Source organism: Paenibacillus sp. J31R30, from assembly GCF_059692115.1.
On record NZ_JCAUAV010000003.1, the window covers coordinates 276,941 to 294,362 of the forward strand.

The window sequence follows — 17,422 nt, forward strand, 5'->3', positions numbered from 1 at the left end:
ACTTAGAGGAGGGGTTTGCGCTGAAATATGCTATTAAACAGAGCGAAGTGGTTGGCATTGCCGCCATAATGGCCGTTTTGTTATCCGCTTGTTCGATTTTTGGAGTGAACATAGCACCAACCGATACAGCTAGCCCGCAGGTCGATAGTAAGCCAAGCCCCAATCGGATCGTCCAAAAAGATAAGAATGTGGTTGTAGGTTTATCTATCGATACCTTGCTCGAAGAACGTTGGCAAAAGGATCGCGATTTATTTAAAGCTGCCGTAGAAAAGCTAGGTGCACGCATCGAGGTTCAAGCTGCGAACGGCGATGATGCTTTACAGCTAGCTCAAGCGGAAAACTTGATTTCGCGAGGTGTAGATGTACTTGTCGTTGTGCCGCATAACGCAGAGGTATCCGCAGCCATTGTGGAGAAAGCACACAAATCAGGCATCAAAGTCATCTCGTATGACCGTTTGATCGTTAACTCGGATGTTGATTTATATATCTCCTTCGATAATGAGAAAGCTGGCGAACTGCAAGCCAAAGCCATTGTGAAGAAGGCATCGAAGGGGAACTATGTCCTAATCGAAGGAGCGGACACAGACAACAATGCACATATGTTCAAAAAAGGCCAAATGAACATCCTGAAGCCTCTTGTCGAAAAGGGTGACATTAACATCGTCTTTGATCAGGCAACGAAAGAGTGGAAGCCTGCGAATGCGCTGGCGAACATGGAGCGGGCATTGATAGCGAATCAAAATAAAGTGGATGCGGTTGTTGCCGCGAACGACGCGACAGCAGGCGGAGTTATTCAAGCGTTAGCAGCCCAGAAGATGGCAGGTCTCATCCCTGTTTCTGGGCAAGATGCCGAGCTTGCAGCCGCGCAGCGGATCGTCGAAGGCACGCAAACCATGACGGTTTACAAGCCAATTAAAAAGCTTGCTGAAACAGCAGCAGAGCTTGCAGTGAAGATGGCGAAGGGTGAAAACGTCCATGCGGATAAACAAGTCAACAATAAAAAGATTGATGTTCCTTCGATTTTACTTGAACCAATCGCTGTCGATAAATCCAATATGGATGCTACGATCATTGCTGATGGATTTCATTTGCGAGAAGAAGTTTATAAAAATGTGAAACAGGAGCAAATAACAAAATAGTATAGCATTGTTAAAAAAAGTGCTAATATAAAGCGGTTACATTGGAAAATCCCGGTGATATACTCAGTTTGTAGTTGGCGCACAGCCAAAACAAATGAGAGGGGTATTACAAATGAAACGAAGTGTGAAAGCGATTTCTCTGATGTTGGTCGTAATTTTTCTCACCGTGATGGTTGCAGCATGTGGGAACTCGAGCTCTAAAGTAAGTGTTGGGATTGTATTGCCTACCAAAGATGAGCCAAGATGGGTTCAAGATGAGCAACGCTTCAAAGACGCATTGAAAGGTTCGAAATATACAACGGAAATCCTATTCAGCCAGGGTTCCTCAGCGAAAGAAAAAGAAAACGTTGATGCTTTGATCGCAAAAGGAATCAAAGTGTTGATCATTTGTCCGCAAGACGGTGACGCAGCAGCAGCTGCAGTAGAATCAGCTAAAAAAGCTGGTATCCAAGTAATCTCCTATGACCGTTTAATTACAAAAACAGACGCCGTTAACTATTATGTGACGTTCGACAGTATTGCTGTAGGTAAAGCACAAGCACAATACTTGGTTGATAAAGCTAAGCCAGGTCAACCGTTGTACCTGTATGCAGGTGCAGCATCTGACAATAATGCCTTCTTGTTCTTCGAAGGTGCATGGCAAGTACTTCAACCGAAAATTGCAGATGGCACATTCAAAATTGCCAACTCCAGTGAAGCAGTTGCTCTGAAAGGTACTGCCAAGCTGACTCGTGAGCAAATGAGTAAAATTATCGGTCAAGTAACAACGAACTGGGATGCAAATGAAGCGAAAAACAAAGCTCAAACGCATTTGACAGCTGCTGCCGCTGACATGAAGGGCGACGTTGCGATCTTGGCACCAAATGATGGTACAGCTCGTTCAATCGCGGATGTATTTGGAGCAGATAAGGCTGTAACTAAGTTCGTCGTCACAGGTCAAGATGCTGAGAAAGCTTCGATTCAATACGTGATTGACGGTAAACAATCCATGACTGTGTTCAAAGATGTTCGTACACTAGTTAAAGATGCAATGGGTATGGCTGTAGCGATCCTAGATGGTAAAACACCAGAAACAACGGGATCTTACAACAATGGCAAAATCGATGTCAAAGCGAAACAAACGAATGTTATCGTAGTTGATAAAGCGAACGTGAAATCTGCACTCGTTGATTCTGCGTACTACCAAGCAGCCGATTTCAAAGGTTTGTAGGTGTAAGATCACATAGCTTGGACGGAATAGTGATAGATACGTCTATCACTATTCCTCTATTCCAAGAGTCGTTTGGCTAAGGAGCGCTTGATGATGAGCAAATATATTTTAGAAATGAACAATATTTCCAAGGAGTTCACCGGTGTGAAGGCACTTGCGAACGTTAATTTTAAAGTAAATACAGGCGAAATTCATTGTTTGGTAGGAGAAAATGGCGCAGGTAAATCGACCTTGATGAAGGTACTTAGCGGTGTTTACCCACACGGAACTTATACAGGAGATATTGTATTCGAGGGCAAAGTTCAGCATTTCTCCAAAATCAGTGACAGTGTGAAGACGGGCATTGCTATTATTTATCAAGAGTTAGCGCTATTCCCTGACCTTACGGTGTATGAGAACATATATGCAGGCAACGAAGTAAGAAAAGGCATGATGGTCGATTGGAATCAAACGATACGTCAAGCCAAAGAAATGCTTCGTAAAGTGAAGCTGGATGTGAATCCTGAAGTTCTTGTGAAGGATTTGGGTGTTGGGAAGCAACAGCTCGTTGAAATAGCCAAAGCTTTAAGCAAAGATGTGAAGCTGCTCATTCTCGATGAACCGACAGCTGCGCTCAATGAGAAAGAAAGCGAGAACTTGCTCGATCTGCTGCGAGAGCTGAAAAAGCAAGGCATTACGAGCATTATGATTTCGCATAAGCTCAAAGAAGTGACGGCGATTGCCGATCATATCACGGTTTTACGAGATGGTAGAACGATCTGTACGTTAGACGCTTCTTTAGGTGAAATTTCGGAAAGTGTCATTATCAAAAACATGGTCGGTCGTGAAATTGACGATATTTATCCGAAAAGAACGACCAAGTCCTTCGGTACGAACATTCTCGAAATCCAAAACTGGACGGCTTATGATCCTCAGCTGGGTCGGGAAGTCGTGAAAGACGTGAATTTGCACATTAAAAAGGGTGAAATTGTTGGCATTGCTGGCTTGATGGGTTCTGGTCGAACGGAGCTGGCGCAAAGTATTTTTGGAAATCCCAGGGCTTATAAGCTCCGCGGTGAGCTCCTAATGGAAGGTGTCAAACAAACATTTAACCATCCGAAGGATGCCATCAAGGCAGGCATTGCGTATGTGACGGAGGATCGGAAAGGGGATGGCTTATTCCTCATTCAAGATATCAAGCAAAACATATCCGTTGCCAACCTGGATGAGATTTCTGAAAAAGGCGTTATTAACAATAACGAAGAAGTGAAAATTTCCAATCATTACAAGCAGTCAATGAACATTAAAGCGCCTTCCGTTGAACAAATTGTTGGTAATTTGAGCGGGGGAAATCAACAGAAAGTATCACTCGGCAAATGGTTATTTGTGAATCCGAGCTTACTGATCCTGGATGAACCTACACGCGGCATAGACGTGGGAGCCAAATTTGAAATTTATACGATTATGAACAAACTGATCAGCGAAGGGATGAGTATCATTATGATCTCTTCGGAGCTGAGTGAGGTGCTTGGCATGAGTGATCGTGTGTATGTCATGGCCGAAGGTCAAATAAAAGGCGAGCTGTCCATCGAGGAAGCGGATCAAGAAATGATTATGAAGCTTGCGACGCAATAGGAGGAAGACCAGTGCAATTTTATAGTGAAGCGAAATCGCTAATTAAGGTAAATATTCGAGAATATGGGATGTATATTGCCTTGTTCATCATCATGCTGACGTTCTCCATCATGACGGATGGATTGTTCATGTCATCGCGAAATATAAGTAATCTGATTGACGCTACGGGGTATATTGCAGTTCTTGCTGTGGGAATGACACTTGTCATCGTGATCCGACATATTGATTTATCTGTTGGATTTGCAGCCGGGTTCTTGGGTGCCATTGCGGCTGTGCTCTTATCACAAGCTGGAGTTCCCTTCTACATCACGATTCCCATTATTTTGGTACTGGGTATCATTGTAGGGTTATTTAATGGTTTGTTGGTAGCGCAGTTCGGTATTCCGTCCTTTGTTGCTTCCCTCGCGGGGATGTTGATTTTCAGAGGAGCGCTGCTGCGTGTAACGGAGAAGACAGGAACGATTATTGTTAAAGATGAGCATTTCAATGCCATTGGGAACGGCTTTATTCCCGCGATTGCGAAGGTAGGTGGCTTGAATCTACTTTCCTTGATATTAGGCGCAGTTATGATCGTTCTATATATTTATAGCGAATTCTCTAAAAGAAATAACAAACTGAAATACAATTTCGAAGTGGTTTCTGCGAATATTTTTACAGTGAAGGTCATTTTCGTTTCGGCAATTATAGCGTATATTACTTGGATTCTTGCTGGGTATAACGGTTTTTCCTGGACCGTTATTGTTGTTATGGTCGTTGTTGCTGTATATCACTTCTTGACGACCTCGACGGTACTAGGCAGACATATTTATGCCGTCGGCAGTAATCCAGAGGCAGCGAATTTAAGCGGGATCAGCGTGAAAAAGATCACGTACATTGTTTTTGGATCGATGGGTATGCTGTCAGCGCTTTCCGGTATTCTCTTTACGGCTCGCTTGCAATCCGCAACCACGACAGCAGGAACACTATTTGAGCTTGATGCAATCGCTGCTGCCTATGTTGGCGGTGTTTCAGCAGCAGGCGGCGTTGGTAAAGTGACAGGTTCCATTATCGGGGCAATTGTAATGGCTTCTTTATCAAGCGGTATGAATTTGATGGGGATTGGGATTTCCTACCAGTATATGATTCGTGGGGCGGTCTTGGCTATCGCGGTTATCTTCGATGTCGTCACTCGGAAGAAAAGAGCTTAATTCCTATGGCCATTCATACACCTCAAGGTCTTATGATTAAGCTTGATGTGCCGTCTAGCTTTGGTCTTATGGCAAGATTATTTCCTGACATAAGGCCAAAGCAAATTCTAAAAACAACCGAAGACATTAGTTTAATCTCCGCGGCATTAGGCTTTGTAACAGGGTTGATGTGTTTCATACTTCAGTTAAGTCCTGAGCAAATCGGATTATTCACATTGATAGCCATGTCTGCAGGTATTTATTTTAACGCGAGTGGCTTCATCATATTTCCTTTCGTTCAATTAGGGGCAGCTTTCAATCGGATCTATGCCTATTTTCTGCCAACGATTATTTCAACGATTGTTGGTTACATGCTGACTGGCTGGCAAGGTGTCATTGCCTATTTACTTACGAGATGTATGGCTGCTTGCGTTTCGACGATTGTCGGGATGGGATTAGCTAAACGATCTATGGTGACAATAGGCATTGCTTACACCACCATTGAACGGAATTTCTTCCATGCTTATCGTTATCATGCCGTTCAGATGGGGAAATCGATGAGCTTGGAAGTATCGTTCGAGGAGTTGGACGAAGCTTTCTGGAGAGAGACCTATCACGATTATGTGCAAAATAATTCAAAAAAAACGCAGCGTATCGGCGCGTAAAATGCAGCCTGACCTCATTTGAGGAACGGACTGCTTTTTATTTTCCATCATTCCCTCAGATAATTAATCATACTCATTTCTTTCCGCAATTCCGTATAGTCAGAGTATATTTATGCCCCCTATGAGAATTCTACCATTTAGTATGTGATCGGCGAATCAGAAAAATACGGAGCGTTGCATAATGACAGATCCACTTATTGCGGCTATTACCAAAGCCAAAGGCAGAAAGTTCCTTTACCATTTTACAAGAGTAAGTAATTTGCCGGCGATCGCGCATTTCGATGCATTATGGTCCAGTTCTCGCATCAATCCGCATTCCACTGGTGAACGTAGATTAGAGGCATCTAAGGTGAATTTTGATGATTTTTCAGTGACGATCAATGCTCATCTGCGAATTCCAGATATCATGATAGATCCTTCGACGACGCAGGCGCAATTTCGCGCATGTCTGGATCGTCATGTATTCTTTTGGCCAACCTTAAGAGATTGCCAGAAAATGATGGACACCTACACGCGGAGGGAGCCGGAGGAACGGTTTGCCGTGTTGAAGTTTGATGCAAAGGCGATATTCGTACAGCATTCATCCAGCTTGTTTTTATCTAAGTATGACTCAGGCAGCTCACCTCGGTTTCCAGCAAACTGTACGTATAAGAAGAGTGAGGCGATGTTTCTTCCTTTGCAGGAGTTCAAGACGGTAATGAATCGCCTTGTACCTACGAATGCTTCAGAAATTAAAGAAGTACTTATTATAGATAAGGTTAAAGAATTGTCAAAATTTTTAGTAGCGATTTATGTAAACGATAATCAATTCGTTCCAGAGCGTTGGCATGGGTTAGCACGGCCTTGGCAAGATTTGAAAACATGATCGGTTGTCGATTTAGTAATGGTCACATGGATAAAAACGCCACCTACATACCATCCTAAGATTAGCTGTTTATGCCATGATACTTAGGGGGAGAACAAATTTGAAACTTACTTCAGAGCAGATGATTACCCTGCATGGTTTCAATAATTTAACCAAATCGCTGAGCTTTAACATGTACGATATTTGCTTCACCAAAACGAGAGAAGAGCGCGAAGCTTACATCGCTTATATAGACAAGCAATACAATGCGGATCGTCTGACTTCCTTATTGAAGACCGTAGCCGACATTATTGGGGCCCATGTGTTGAATATCGCCAAGCAGGATTATATACCGCAAGGATCTAGCGTTACCATGCTCGTATCGGAAGGACCCATCGAGCAGGAACCGAACGAATCGTTCGAAGAGTCGCCTGGACCGTTGCCTGATGCGGTCGTCATGCATCTCAATACGAGTCATATTACCGTACATACATATCCCGAATATCACCCAGATGAAGGGATTAGTACATTCAGAGCAGATATCGATGTTTCTACTTGTGGAGAAATATCGCCACTTAAGGCGTTAAATTTTCTTATTCGCTCATTCGATAACGACATTTTGACAATGGATTACAGAGTCAGAGGGTTCACTCGGGATATCAGCGGACATAAGCTGTTCATCGACCACGAAATCAGCTCCATTCAAAATTATATCCCGATGGAGATTCAGGATTTATATCAGATGATTGATGTGAATGTGTATCAAGAGAACATTTTCCATACCAAATGCAAGCTTCGAGAGTTTGATTTGAACAACTATTTGTTCGGGTACACGAAGGATACGCTGAGCAGAGAAGAGCAGCTTGAGATTGAGAAGAGTGTTAAGTGGGAAATGGATGAGATCTTCTATGGGAAAAATATGATATTTAACTGAGGATTTGAAGGTAAAATGTGTGGGAGGAAGGGAAGTAGTCAAAAAAGCTTGCCACAAATGGCAAGCTTTTTTGCAACGAACAGCTGTATTTTCTACAGTTAATTCTTTGGAATTCAGCTATGTCACTTTCCACCCAGCTCCACCAGATAAGGAGCAACAGACTGCCGGAACACATTCAGCGGAATTTTGCTCTTCTTTCGTTGGTCGTTCGTCAAGACGACGACGATCTCAAGACTAGGAATGACATAAATACATTGTCCGCCAAAACCATAGGCATAAAAGTAGGTTATTGTATCGGCGGTCGCTTCTTCTTCAGAAGCATCAGGATAAGCATCTGTCCACCAATGCCAGCCATAGCTGCCGCGGCGAGGTGCCTCCGCACGTATCGCAGGTTGGGTGGAACGAGTGACAAGTTCTTGCGAAATGAGCTGTTTGTTCCCCCATTTGCCTTGCTGCAAGTAGAGTTGACCAAACTTGAGCATATCACTAGGACGAAGTGAGAGGCCGAAGCCTCCCGTATGAATGCCTTGTGGGTCGTGCTCCCACGCATATGACGCAATCCCAAGGGGTTCAAAAAGAAATAATTCGGCAAAATGGGCAACCGTCATGCCTGTTACTTCCATGAGAATGGCAGATAATAATTGCGAGCCGCCAGAATTGTAAGTCATTTTCGCGCCAGGCTTATCGGTCAAGGGCTGATCTAACACGAAATTCACCCAATTCGATGATCTTGTCATCGTAGGGAAAGAATTCTGACCGCCGAATTCGGTCCAATTGAAACCAGATGTCATCGTTAATAGATGAAGCAACGTAATTTCGCCTTTGCCGGATTGCAGATCTTGCCCAAGCTGCGGGAAAAAAACGGATGCAGGTGTTAATGGATCCGGCAATAACCCCTGATCCATAGCTATGCAAACTAAGGATGACAGTATGCTTTTGGTACAGGAATTGATTTTAGCAGGGGAATCATCATTGGAAGGATCTCGAAAATGCTCAAATAGGAGTTGACCTCGTTGGCTAATTAGACAACTTACGAGATTGGCTGGTTCTAGTGCGGCAGACAAATTTGAATATTTCATGACAACCTTCTTCATTTTTCGACATTATTCAGATGTTCATGGGAGGAATTACCCTGTGAACGATAAGCTGCATGTGTTAAAATACAATTAAAATGGATACGTCTATATGATTTTATATTAACAGATTGCTTTTAAACTAACAGATTTGAATCCCAGATTCCACCTCAGATGTAGTGTGTAATCTTTTTCTCATTTCATTCGACATATATTTCTGGAAATGATTGTGTGAGGAGCTGCTGAAATTATGAAAATTTTCAGGAATATCGCGTTGAGCAGCTTCGCTGTACTGGTCATTTTCATGATTTGCAAATGGTTCATCTTTGCGGATGATGCCAGTGGTTTGCAGAGGCAGCCCATTAGCCGGTACGGTGAGGCTATGCAAATGACGGAAAAACGGACAAATTTACTTGGATTTATTATAAACAAGTTAAGCAGTAACAACGGCATTTACACGAATCTGCAAGATACGAATCAAATGGGTGCTACGGCGACAGGACATGAGGTTTTAAGCGAATCGGCAGGCCTTCTCATGCGTTACTATGCCCTTACTGGGCAGAAGGAAAAGTTTGATGAAACTTGGCAGCTGGCCAAGCGAACTTTCGACACAACCTTCGGCTTTAGCTACCGTTACAGTCCAAAACTAACGAAACAGTATACGATGAATGCGACGGTAGATGATTTGCGAATAATTCGAGCATTAGATGAAGCTTCCCTTGCTTTTGACTCAAAAAGTTATAAAAAGGAATCTGAAGCTTACGGTAACCGATTCTATCAATACAATGTTGTGAATGGTCAATTGAGAGACTTCTATGATTCAACTTACAAAATCACAAATTCGTTCATTTCGTTGTGCTACATAGATGCTGCATCTTTGGAGCTTGCCTCAGTCTCGAAGAAAAAGAAAGCTGCGCTTGAGGCTAACATGCTTCAGATTGCACAAAACGGTTATTTGTCTGATGCTTTTCCATTTTACGAAACACGCTATGATTTCAACACGAAGAGCTACCAATCCGAAGCGATAAATACAGTTGAATCTCTCTTAACCATCCTAAATCTCGCTGAAGTTAAACAAGAGAATGTCAATAGTATCCGATTTATCAAAGATCAGGTCAAAGCAGGGACCTTGTTCGGTCAATATGATAGAGCGGGTAAACCATTAAATGATGTCAGGTCAACAGCCATTTATGCCATTTCAGCCATGATCGGGTCGGTCATCAAGGATCAAGAGCTGTATACAGATAGCATGCTCAAAATGAACGAGTTTCAGATACATGATCCTCAGAGTCCTTTGAATGGCGGATTTGGGGATCTCAATGCGCAGCAGGCATATTCTTTTGATAATTTGATGGCTCTATTAGCTTACATGTACTGATCAGAAAGGAGTGCGATCACATGATGAACAGTCGAGTTGTGCAAATGATACTTCGTTATGTGTCTCCAGCTGCTTTCGCTGCCCTAGTTGTCTTCCTGATAACCGTGATCGCGCTGCTTACGCCTCCCTATATCGGAATGGCCGATAATGGCGATTACTTCCGTATATTGTACAGCAATGGCTTATATTTCAATGACCCGAATTATAACAATCACTATCTTGGCTATTTTGTGAAGGACTACGGTGTCTATCAATATTTTAATGAGAATGGTGCGACGCTATTTTCTTCACAATCCTTGTTTATTAAAGCTTCCCTCGCGTTTTATCTTCTTTTTCATAATTCTCACATTTTCGATATTCGTTTACAAGCGGGGATATACATTGTTTTATACACGGCAGCAGTATACTTACTAGTCGAGGCGCTCACTTGGAAAATGTCAAAGAAACGAGGATATCTTGTTGCAATCCTAGCCATTTTTGTTTTAGGGGATACAGGATATACCGCCTATTTCAATTCATTTTATAGTGAGAGTGTTGTACTCATTATGACGCTTTTCATGGTTGCCGCGGGCATCTTGATGTATCGGAAACGATATAATGATTATTTGATGCTTGCATTATTTGTGCTGAGCGCCATCTTTTTGACGACGAGTAAGCAACAAAACGCCCCTGTAGGTATGATTATTGCTTTGTTTGGTGTCTTTTTCATCTATATTCGAAAACAGAGGTCGTTTCGCGTTATTACCGCGACATTGCTAGTTGCCATATTTGGTATTGGGATCGGCAGCTATGTGCTTATTCCGCAGGAATTTGTCAATATCAATAAATATCATGCGATGACTCGCGGCGTCATAATGGGCGCAGTGAACCCGGAGAAGACCCTGGAGAGCTTTGGCATCGACAAGCAGTTTGCCGTTCTAGATGAGACATTATATTACAATCCCTACACGTCAGCAGCGGTGGACTCAGAGCTAATGCAGGACCAGTTTTACAGTAAATACAGTGTTGTATCCATTTTGGCCTATTATGCAGCTCATCCTGATCAAGCAGGCAAGATGCTCAATCTGGCTGCACAAGATGGCTTTACCATCAGACCGCATGCATTGGGCAATTACGAGGCATCGACGGGAAAACCATTTGGCTCGCAAACGATCTTTTTTTCAGGCTACAGTTTGCTGAAGGATAAGCTTGCTCCAAAAACATTTGGTTTTGTAGTCCTGTGGACACTGATTATTATTGGCTTATATATGCCTTCATTTGTTACTGCCATACGTACACAACAATGGCGGAATGCAGTCAGATTGCCGATGATCGTGATGATGATCGCGATTGGACTTTCTGGCATTTTCGTTTCCATTGTAGGCGCGGGGGATGCTGACCTTGCCAAGCATGAATTTCTATTTACGTTGGCCTTCGATCTCGTTTCTTTGATTACGATTGGTGATTTAGTAGCAAAGCGGTTGTGGATCCAAGAAGCAGATAGTGACCGAAAGTTAGCATCGGGGCTAGGAGGGGTTCAACATGTGTAGTCAGCGATGGATACGTACTAGCATCCTTCTCCTCTTGGGCTGCCTATTGCTCACGCAGCTGTCCCCCAGACCAGCTTCAGCTAGCCAAACAGAGAAGACGTCGGTTCTCCTCATGTATGATAGCTTAGCAATGGGCACACCAAAAGAGGGAAATATAGAGGCAATTCAGCGGTTACTTGCTTCTTTTGGCGTCCAAGTAACAATGACCTCTTTTGACAAGTATGTTAAGGGCAACATGCTTAAATACAATCATGTCATGACCCTTGTCAATATGGAAGATGTTATGCAAATACCAGAATCATTCAAGCAGGATACGAATGAGTACGATGGGGAATATATGCATATAGGGAATGGGCTTCCAGCGAATATTCGTCAGGCGATGAACATAGAAGATCAACTGCAAGATCAAGATACCATTCAACTTGAGATTGGACAGTTCAGCCAAAGATCGATAACCGCTAGCAGTATTACCTATATAACCAAATTCGCGGGGAAATCGTTTGGTCAAATTACCTCGGAAAAAAGGAGGACAAGTTCTCCTTATGGTGTTATTCAAGGTAAGTTTGCTTATATTCCATATATGGTGAAAGGGAACTTAAGCGAACACGCGGCTTCCTATGTGTTAAAAGATTGGCTGTCTATTCAGACACCTAGCCACAATTATGTATTGTTGAATGAGATTTATCCTTTCTCGGATCTCGATTTACTGAATGAGATGGCGGATCGCATGTATAGTGGAGGTATACCATTTATTGTGAGCGTGCAGCCGGTTCTGAACAATCTGGATTTTCCCGCGACGAAACGTTACCTGGAAGCACTTAAGCATGTACAGTCACGAAATGGTAGTCTGATTGTAAATGCGCCGGTAGTTAACTCGACGATTAGTCAAGACATCACGATATTAAAATCGCAAATGAGCACATTTCTAGATGCGCTGGCAGGGTATGGCATTGTGCCCATCGGAATCGGCACCGAGCTCTATTGGACATATGACCAGCACTATACTGGAAATGGTTTAACTTTCTTTGATTCAGGCATTTTATTCCCAAATAAACGGATTATGTATCGATCATTGACGCCGACATCAAGTGTTTTTGAATCTTCGACATATACCATACCTGCGGAGGAAATAAGTAAATACACAACTACGAAAAAAATGTTAGATCCCTTACCGATGAATACTGCGTTCGTCTATCCATTTCCTGAAGATCGTAAGGAGTTGGAAGCCACAATGGATGAGTTATTATCGAGCTGGACGACATTCGCAGATTACAAAAATGAAGAGCACACTGTTCGAACAGAAAGGAATGAATTGACGTCTAGAAGCGGTCATCTACAATTGAATGGACAAGCTATCTTTCTGAACAACAATATTGTAGAGATTGACGCTGATCACGCATACGTGCAAGAAGTTAAGAAAAGCTTTACAACGTTATTTTCCGTACAAAATAACATCTTTATTGTTCTTATTATAGGGACACTGCTAATTTTTATGGTATTCCTTATTATTGGGTATCGTATGTATAAACGAAAATTCATGCATCAAGGGAGATCCTTATGACAGTTGCAGATGTTTTGATGCTAATTTCCGTCTTTTGTATCTGGTCGCTTCTCTTGGTCAATGTAGTACTGATTGTTGCTGGTTACTTGTACTATATTCAAATTGAAAATAAAGCAGTTGCACCTCTGGAAGGTGAGTACCCGTTCGTCAGTATTATGGTGCCTGCCCACAATGAGGCAAAAGTCATCACAAAGACAGTCGAGTCCTTGCTGGCGTTGTCGTATCCTCATGATCGTTATGAGATTATCGTCATTAATGATAACTCCTCAGATAATAGCAGCGTTTTATTAGGGAATCTGCAACAGAAGTATCCTGAGCGCAACTTAATCATTTTGAATACGGATAACATTATAGGTGGAAAAGGGAAGTCCAATGCTTTGAATTTGGGGTTTAAGCTAAGCAAGGGTGAGCTTATTGCCATCTATGATGCAGACAATACGCCAGAGAAAACGGCACTGCTTTACCTTGTCTCGGAAATTACGCATGACGCGACCTTAGGGGCTGTCATAGGGAAATTTCGTACACGAAACCGAGATGCGAGCTTGTTGACACGTTTTATTAATATCGAAACCTTATCTTTTCAATGGATGGCGCAAGCAGGTAGATGGAAGCTATTCAAGCTCTGCACGATTCCCGGCACGAATTTCATCGTTCGTCGAAGTATTATCGAGCATATGGGTGGATGGGATGTAAAGGCGATAGCGGAGGATACAGAAATCAGTTTCCGGATCTATTTGATGGGATACAAGATTAAATTCCAACCCAAGTCCGTCACATGGGAGCAGGAACCTCAGACCGTGAAGGTATGGTTTAAGCAGCGAACCCGATGGGCAAAGGGAAATATATATGTCATCGTCAAAAATATCCCTTTACTATTTAATCGATCAGCACGCAACATCCATTTTGACATTTTCTATTATCTTTCCATTTATGTGCTTCTGCTCACTTCGTTAGTCATGTCTGATTTACTACTTGTCCTGCATGCTTTGGGATATGTACGAACAACCATCGCAAGCTTTAGTTCTTTCTTATGGGGATTAGCCATTATCTTATTCATTGTAGGTACGTTTATTACGCTAGTGACTGAAAAAGGGGAAATGAAACTTTCTAACGTATGGATTATTATGCTGATGTATGTGTCGTACTGTCAGATGTGGATGGTTGTAGCGGCCTATGGCATGTATGCATATTTAAAAGATTTGGTGTACAAGAGAGAAGCCAAATGGTATAAAACCGAAAGGTATTAGGTAGGAGAGATTATGATGAAGATACGATGGCTGTTGATTACGACCGTTTGTCTGCTTTCCTTGCTTACTTCTTATAGCTCTTCGGCTTGGGCTGAGGAGCTTTCTACATCAGGGAATAGACAAGTCCAAACTAATTTTGCGGATACGTCGTTAATTGGTGGCATAACCTATACACAACAATATTTCCAGGTCGAAAACTATTGGAATGTGGCAAGTGTCGAAGTTCATCTTGACTATGAGATTTCACGACTCCTCCAGAATGAGCGTTCAAGTATAACGCTGTCCATGAATGGTAAACCATTTCATTCGTTTCGCCCGGTCTTGCAAGAAACAAAGCAACAGCAGTTGACAGTCCTTGTTCCCGTGTCGTTTATTGTGAAGGGCGTGAATACGCTAACCGTCCAAGGACATTTCGAAACAACTTCACCTCTTGCCGTAATGGCATGTTTGCCGACAGATACGCGAGATAATTGGCTGCAAATCGCCAAAACCTCCCGTATTTCCGTTAATTACTCTAATGCTGCTATTCAAAAGAGTATCCGCGATTTTAATGAGCATTTTATCGGGTTGGATACAATCAAAGAGGGCCAGAATGCCATTGCCGTCACGGCAGGGGAAAACAATTTGGCTGTGCTTGAAGCGGCAACCTATGCGTTATCTGGATTTGCTAAGGCCAATCCCGTTTCAGACAAAGGGATACCGCTTGTAACTTACAACAGTGAGAACTTGAAAATGAAGCAGGCTATTATTCTCATTTCTTTATACAGCGATCTTCCTGAAGAGGTAAAGTCGGCCATACGTGCAGATGACCTTGAGAACAAAGCCTTGATTCAATTGGTCACCCTTGCAGGACGTCCAACACTCGTTGTCACCTCCTCCGACACAGCGCAACTAGTCAAAGCAGGACGGTTATTAGGTAATCAATCGTTGCTAAGTCAAATGGATTCAGAATTTAAAGAAGTGGATGTATCAACAGAGGTGGATACACCTACGGTAAGTGTAAGCCGAAATATGACGTTAACGGAAACAGGAGATAAGCTTGTTGGTGACCGTCATCGGGAAAAGGCTTACTTCATTTCCCTGCCTGGTAACCGGTCGATTGCGGATGCGAGTAAGCTGAGCATTAAGTATCGATATGCCAAAAATCTTGATTTCGATCGATCTATGGTCACTATTTTAATCAATGATACGCCAATCGGCAGCAAGAGACTGTCTACTGAGCTTGCTGATAACGATCATATTGATATTCCCATTCCTAAAACACTGAACATTAGCGGTAATTTCACCGTGAAAGTGGCATTCGACTTGGAACTTAAGAATGCAGGTTGTATAGAGAATCAGGAGCAAATGCCATGGGCGTTCATTGATAAGGACTCCATGATGCAGCTCAACACCAAAGATAGAGCGGACATGCTGTTTAATAATTACCCTTATCCATTTCTAAGAGATGGCAGTTACAATCAAGTGGCTGTCGTTCTACCCAAAGAGCACGATACATACGTATTTCAAACCATTTCGAATATTTTTAATCTACTAGGTCGATATGCACAGACCAATACGGGTGAAGTGCTTTTTTATCAAGACAATGTCGCGGCTTCACAGCTCAAAGGGCGAGAAATTATCGCTATCGGCAGTTATCAGAATAACCAAGTTATCCGTACTAATAACGACAAGCTGTATTTTCAATATAATAAGAGTGGTACAGGCTTCGTCTCCAATGAAAAGATGAGTATCGAGGCCAATTACGGCACTCGTATTGGAACGCTGCAATTAATCGATTCGCCTTATGCAAGCGGCTTTGGGCTTCTTGCAGTTACTGGGAGCAGCTCGGAGTACGCCTATCTTGCTTCGAAGCTCATCGGATCGGAAGGAACGTTGTGGAAGGTATTCGGTGATGGGGCAGTAGCGGATATCGACGGCAACATCCAAGCTTTCCGATTTAAAAAAGAAACGACGACAGAACCATCTACGGTGCTGAGCGATGTCATGGAACGCAAGGATGTTCTAGGATTTATGACCGCAGTCGTACTTGTTGCCCTATTGGTTCTTCTCTCGCTGATCCTACTGATTCGTAAGTACAGAAAGAAGCGGAGGGATCGCAGATGAGACGTTTACAAAGCAGTATGATTTCGGACGGCGCATTCATTTTGTTGATCGTTGTCTGTTTCATATGTATCGTATTTACGGCGGGTAATCCGAACCTCTATATTCAAAATATTATATTCCTGAATCTCGCCTTATTAATCGCGATTGTGACTTACTTTACAAATGTAACGACGGGATTAATATTGAACATCCTATTCATCTTTGGTTACGGTACCTTCACGCTTTACCAAACGGTGGTTGTGGGCGGAGTGATCGGTTCACAGAACTACTTCTGGCTCATCATGACCCCTTTATTTACAATCTCAACTTGGTTGCTCACCTACGGGACACGTCAACTTCAGCTGGACAATGATCAACTGCGGAAGGCCAACGAATCCCTAGCCACCGTAGATGCCAAAACGAGCTTGAAGAATACCTTCTCGTTCCAATCCGATGCGACCATCTTCATGGCGTTGTCTGTTCGCTATAACATTCCGTTAACCCTCATGGTTTTCAGTGTGAAATACTGGGATGAGATCCGACGCATTATTGGTGAAGAGCAGCTGATAGAAGCTGTACTTGATCTGTCCAAAATGAGTCAGACCAGCATCCGTACGAATGATTCGCTTTATTTGCTCAATAAGGAAAATCCAATGTGGGGAATGTTGTTGTTCACAGACCGACCGGGAGCTTCTATCGTCATTGATCGATTAAGAAATAGCGTCGAAGAGCGGAACAGGGATGAGTACAGGGAGAAATTCCGCGTAGAGCTTATCCTGAAAATGGGCGCTATCGAGTACGATGCGAAGCAGGTTCCGAATCCGTTGGAGTTTATAACGCTAGCGAAAAAGCAGTTGGAGTTTGATGTTTAGGTAGGGAAAAGAATATCCTAGCCATGAAAAAGGTACAGATCTCTCTTAGAGGGATCTGTACCTTTTTTTGATTGTTCCATTTTTTAAAGTAAATTGAAATGATTA

General features: G+C 42.8%; 14 protein-coding genes. 13 read left to right on the plus strand and 1 reads right to left on the minus strand.

Going from position 1 to position 17,422, the window contains the following annotated elements; all coding sequences use genetic code 11:
- Window positions 1–68 precede the first annotated feature (68 nt).
- The 7 genes from xylF (at window position 69) to speD (ending at window position 7,572) form a co-directional block, all read left to right on the plus strand.
- Window positions 69–1,139 carry a D-xylose ABC transporter substrate-binding protein gene (xylF, locus tag AC58QO_RS12940; protein WP_497265989.1) on the plus strand — a complete coding sequence of 357 codons (1,071 nt, stop codon included), beginning with the start codon at window positions 69–71 and terminating at the stop codon, window positions 1,137–1,139.
- A 112-nt stretch (window positions 1,140–1,251) separates the two neighbouring features.
- Window positions 1,252–2,349, plus strand: a complete 1,098-nt coding sequence (locus tag AC58QO_RS12945) for a sugar ABC transporter substrate-binding protein (protein WP_497265991.1) — start codon at window positions 1,252–1,254, stop codon at window positions 2,347–2,349.
- Window positions 2,350–2,442: 93 nt separating this feature from the next.
- The gene (locus tag AC58QO_RS12950; RefSeq protein WP_497267472.1) at window positions 2,443–3,963 is read left to right on the plus strand and encodes an ATP-binding cassette domain-containing protein; all 1,521 of its coding nucleotides are present in this window, start codon (window positions 2,443–2,445) and stop codon (window positions 3,961–3,963) included.
- 11 nt (window positions 3,964–3,974) lie between these two features.
- A complete protein-coding gene (locus AC58QO_RS12955) occupies window positions 3,975–5,150 on the plus strand; it encodes a sugar ABC transporter permease (protein WP_497265993.1) in 1,176 nt (391 codons plus the stop codon).
- Window positions 5,151–5,155: 5 nt separating this feature from the next.
- Window positions 5,156–5,794, plus strand: coding sequence for a hypothetical protein (locus tag AC58QO_RS12960; protein ID WP_497265995.1), 639 nt, complete (start codon window positions 5,156–5,158; stop codon window positions 5,792–5,794).
- Between the two features lie 181 nt (window positions 5,795–5,975).
- Window positions 5,976–6,659, plus strand: a complete 684-nt coding sequence (locus AC58QO_RS12965; protein ID WP_497265997.1) for a DUF7002 family protein — start codon at window positions 5,976–5,978, stop codon at window positions 6,657–6,659.
- 100 nt (window positions 6,660–6,759) lie between these two features.
- Window positions 6,760–7,572: an adenosylmethionine decarboxylase gene (gene speD, locus AC58QO_RS12970; protein ID WP_497265999.1), complete on the plus strand. Its 813-nt coding sequence runs from the start codon at window positions 6,760–6,762 to the stop codon at window positions 7,570–7,572.
- 122 nt (window positions 7,573–7,694) lie between these two features.
- Here speD and AC58QO_RS12975 read toward each other — a convergent pair whose 3' ends face one another.
- Complete coding sequence (locus AC58QO_RS12975; protein WP_497266001.1) at window positions 7,695–8,651, minus strand: serine hydrolase domain-containing protein; 957 nt, start codon at window positions 8,649–8,651, stop codon at window positions 7,695–7,697.
- Between the two features lie 244 nt (window positions 8,652–8,895).
- On the opposite strand from AC58QO_RS12975, the gene AC58QO_RS12980 reads away from it, so the two are divergent.
- From AC58QO_RS12980 to AC58QO_RS13005, 6 genes are read left to right on the plus strand one after another with little or no spacing between them, the layout of a single operon-like run.
- Window positions 8,896–10,023 (plus strand): hypothetical protein, encoded by a 1,128-nt coding sequence (locus AC58QO_RS12980; RefSeq protein WP_497266003.1) that lies wholly within the window; start codon window positions 8,896–8,898, stop codon window positions 10,021–10,023.
- Between the two features lie 20 nt (window positions 10,024–10,043).
- Entirely contained in the window at window positions 10,044–11,552 is a 1,509-nt protein-coding gene (gene wsfD / locus AC58QO_RS12985) for a glycan biosynthesis hexose transferase WsfD (RefSeq protein WP_497266005.1), read from the plus strand.
- Window positions 11,545–13,113: a hypothetical protein gene (locus AC58QO_RS12990; RefSeq protein WP_497266007.1), complete on the plus strand. Its 1,569-nt coding sequence runs from the start codon at window positions 11,545–11,547 to the stop codon at window positions 13,111–13,113. The genes wsfD and AC58QO_RS12990 overlap by 8 nt, the downstream gene beginning before the upstream one ends.
- On the plus strand, window positions 13,110–14,360 hold the full coding sequence (locus AC58QO_RS12995) for a glycosyltransferase family 2 protein (protein ID WP_497266008.1): 1,251 nt from the start codon (window positions 13,110–13,112) through the stop codon (window positions 14,358–14,360). The genes AC58QO_RS12990 and AC58QO_RS12995 overlap by 4 nt, the downstream gene beginning before the upstream one ends.
- A 12-nt stretch (window positions 14,361–14,372) precedes the next feature.
- On the plus strand, window positions 14,373–16,466 hold the full coding sequence (locus AC58QO_RS13000) for a cellulose biosynthesis cyclic di-GMP-binding regulatory protein BcsB (protein WP_497266010.1): 2,094 nt from the start codon (window positions 14,373–14,375) through the stop codon (window positions 16,464–16,466).
- Entirely contained in the window at window positions 16,463–17,317 is an 855-nt protein-coding gene (locus AC58QO_RS13005) for a diguanylate cyclase domain-containing protein (protein WP_497266012.1), read from the plus strand. The genes AC58QO_RS13000 and AC58QO_RS13005 overlap by 4 nt, the downstream gene beginning before the upstream one ends.
- Window positions 17,318–17,422 lie beyond the last annotated feature (105 nt).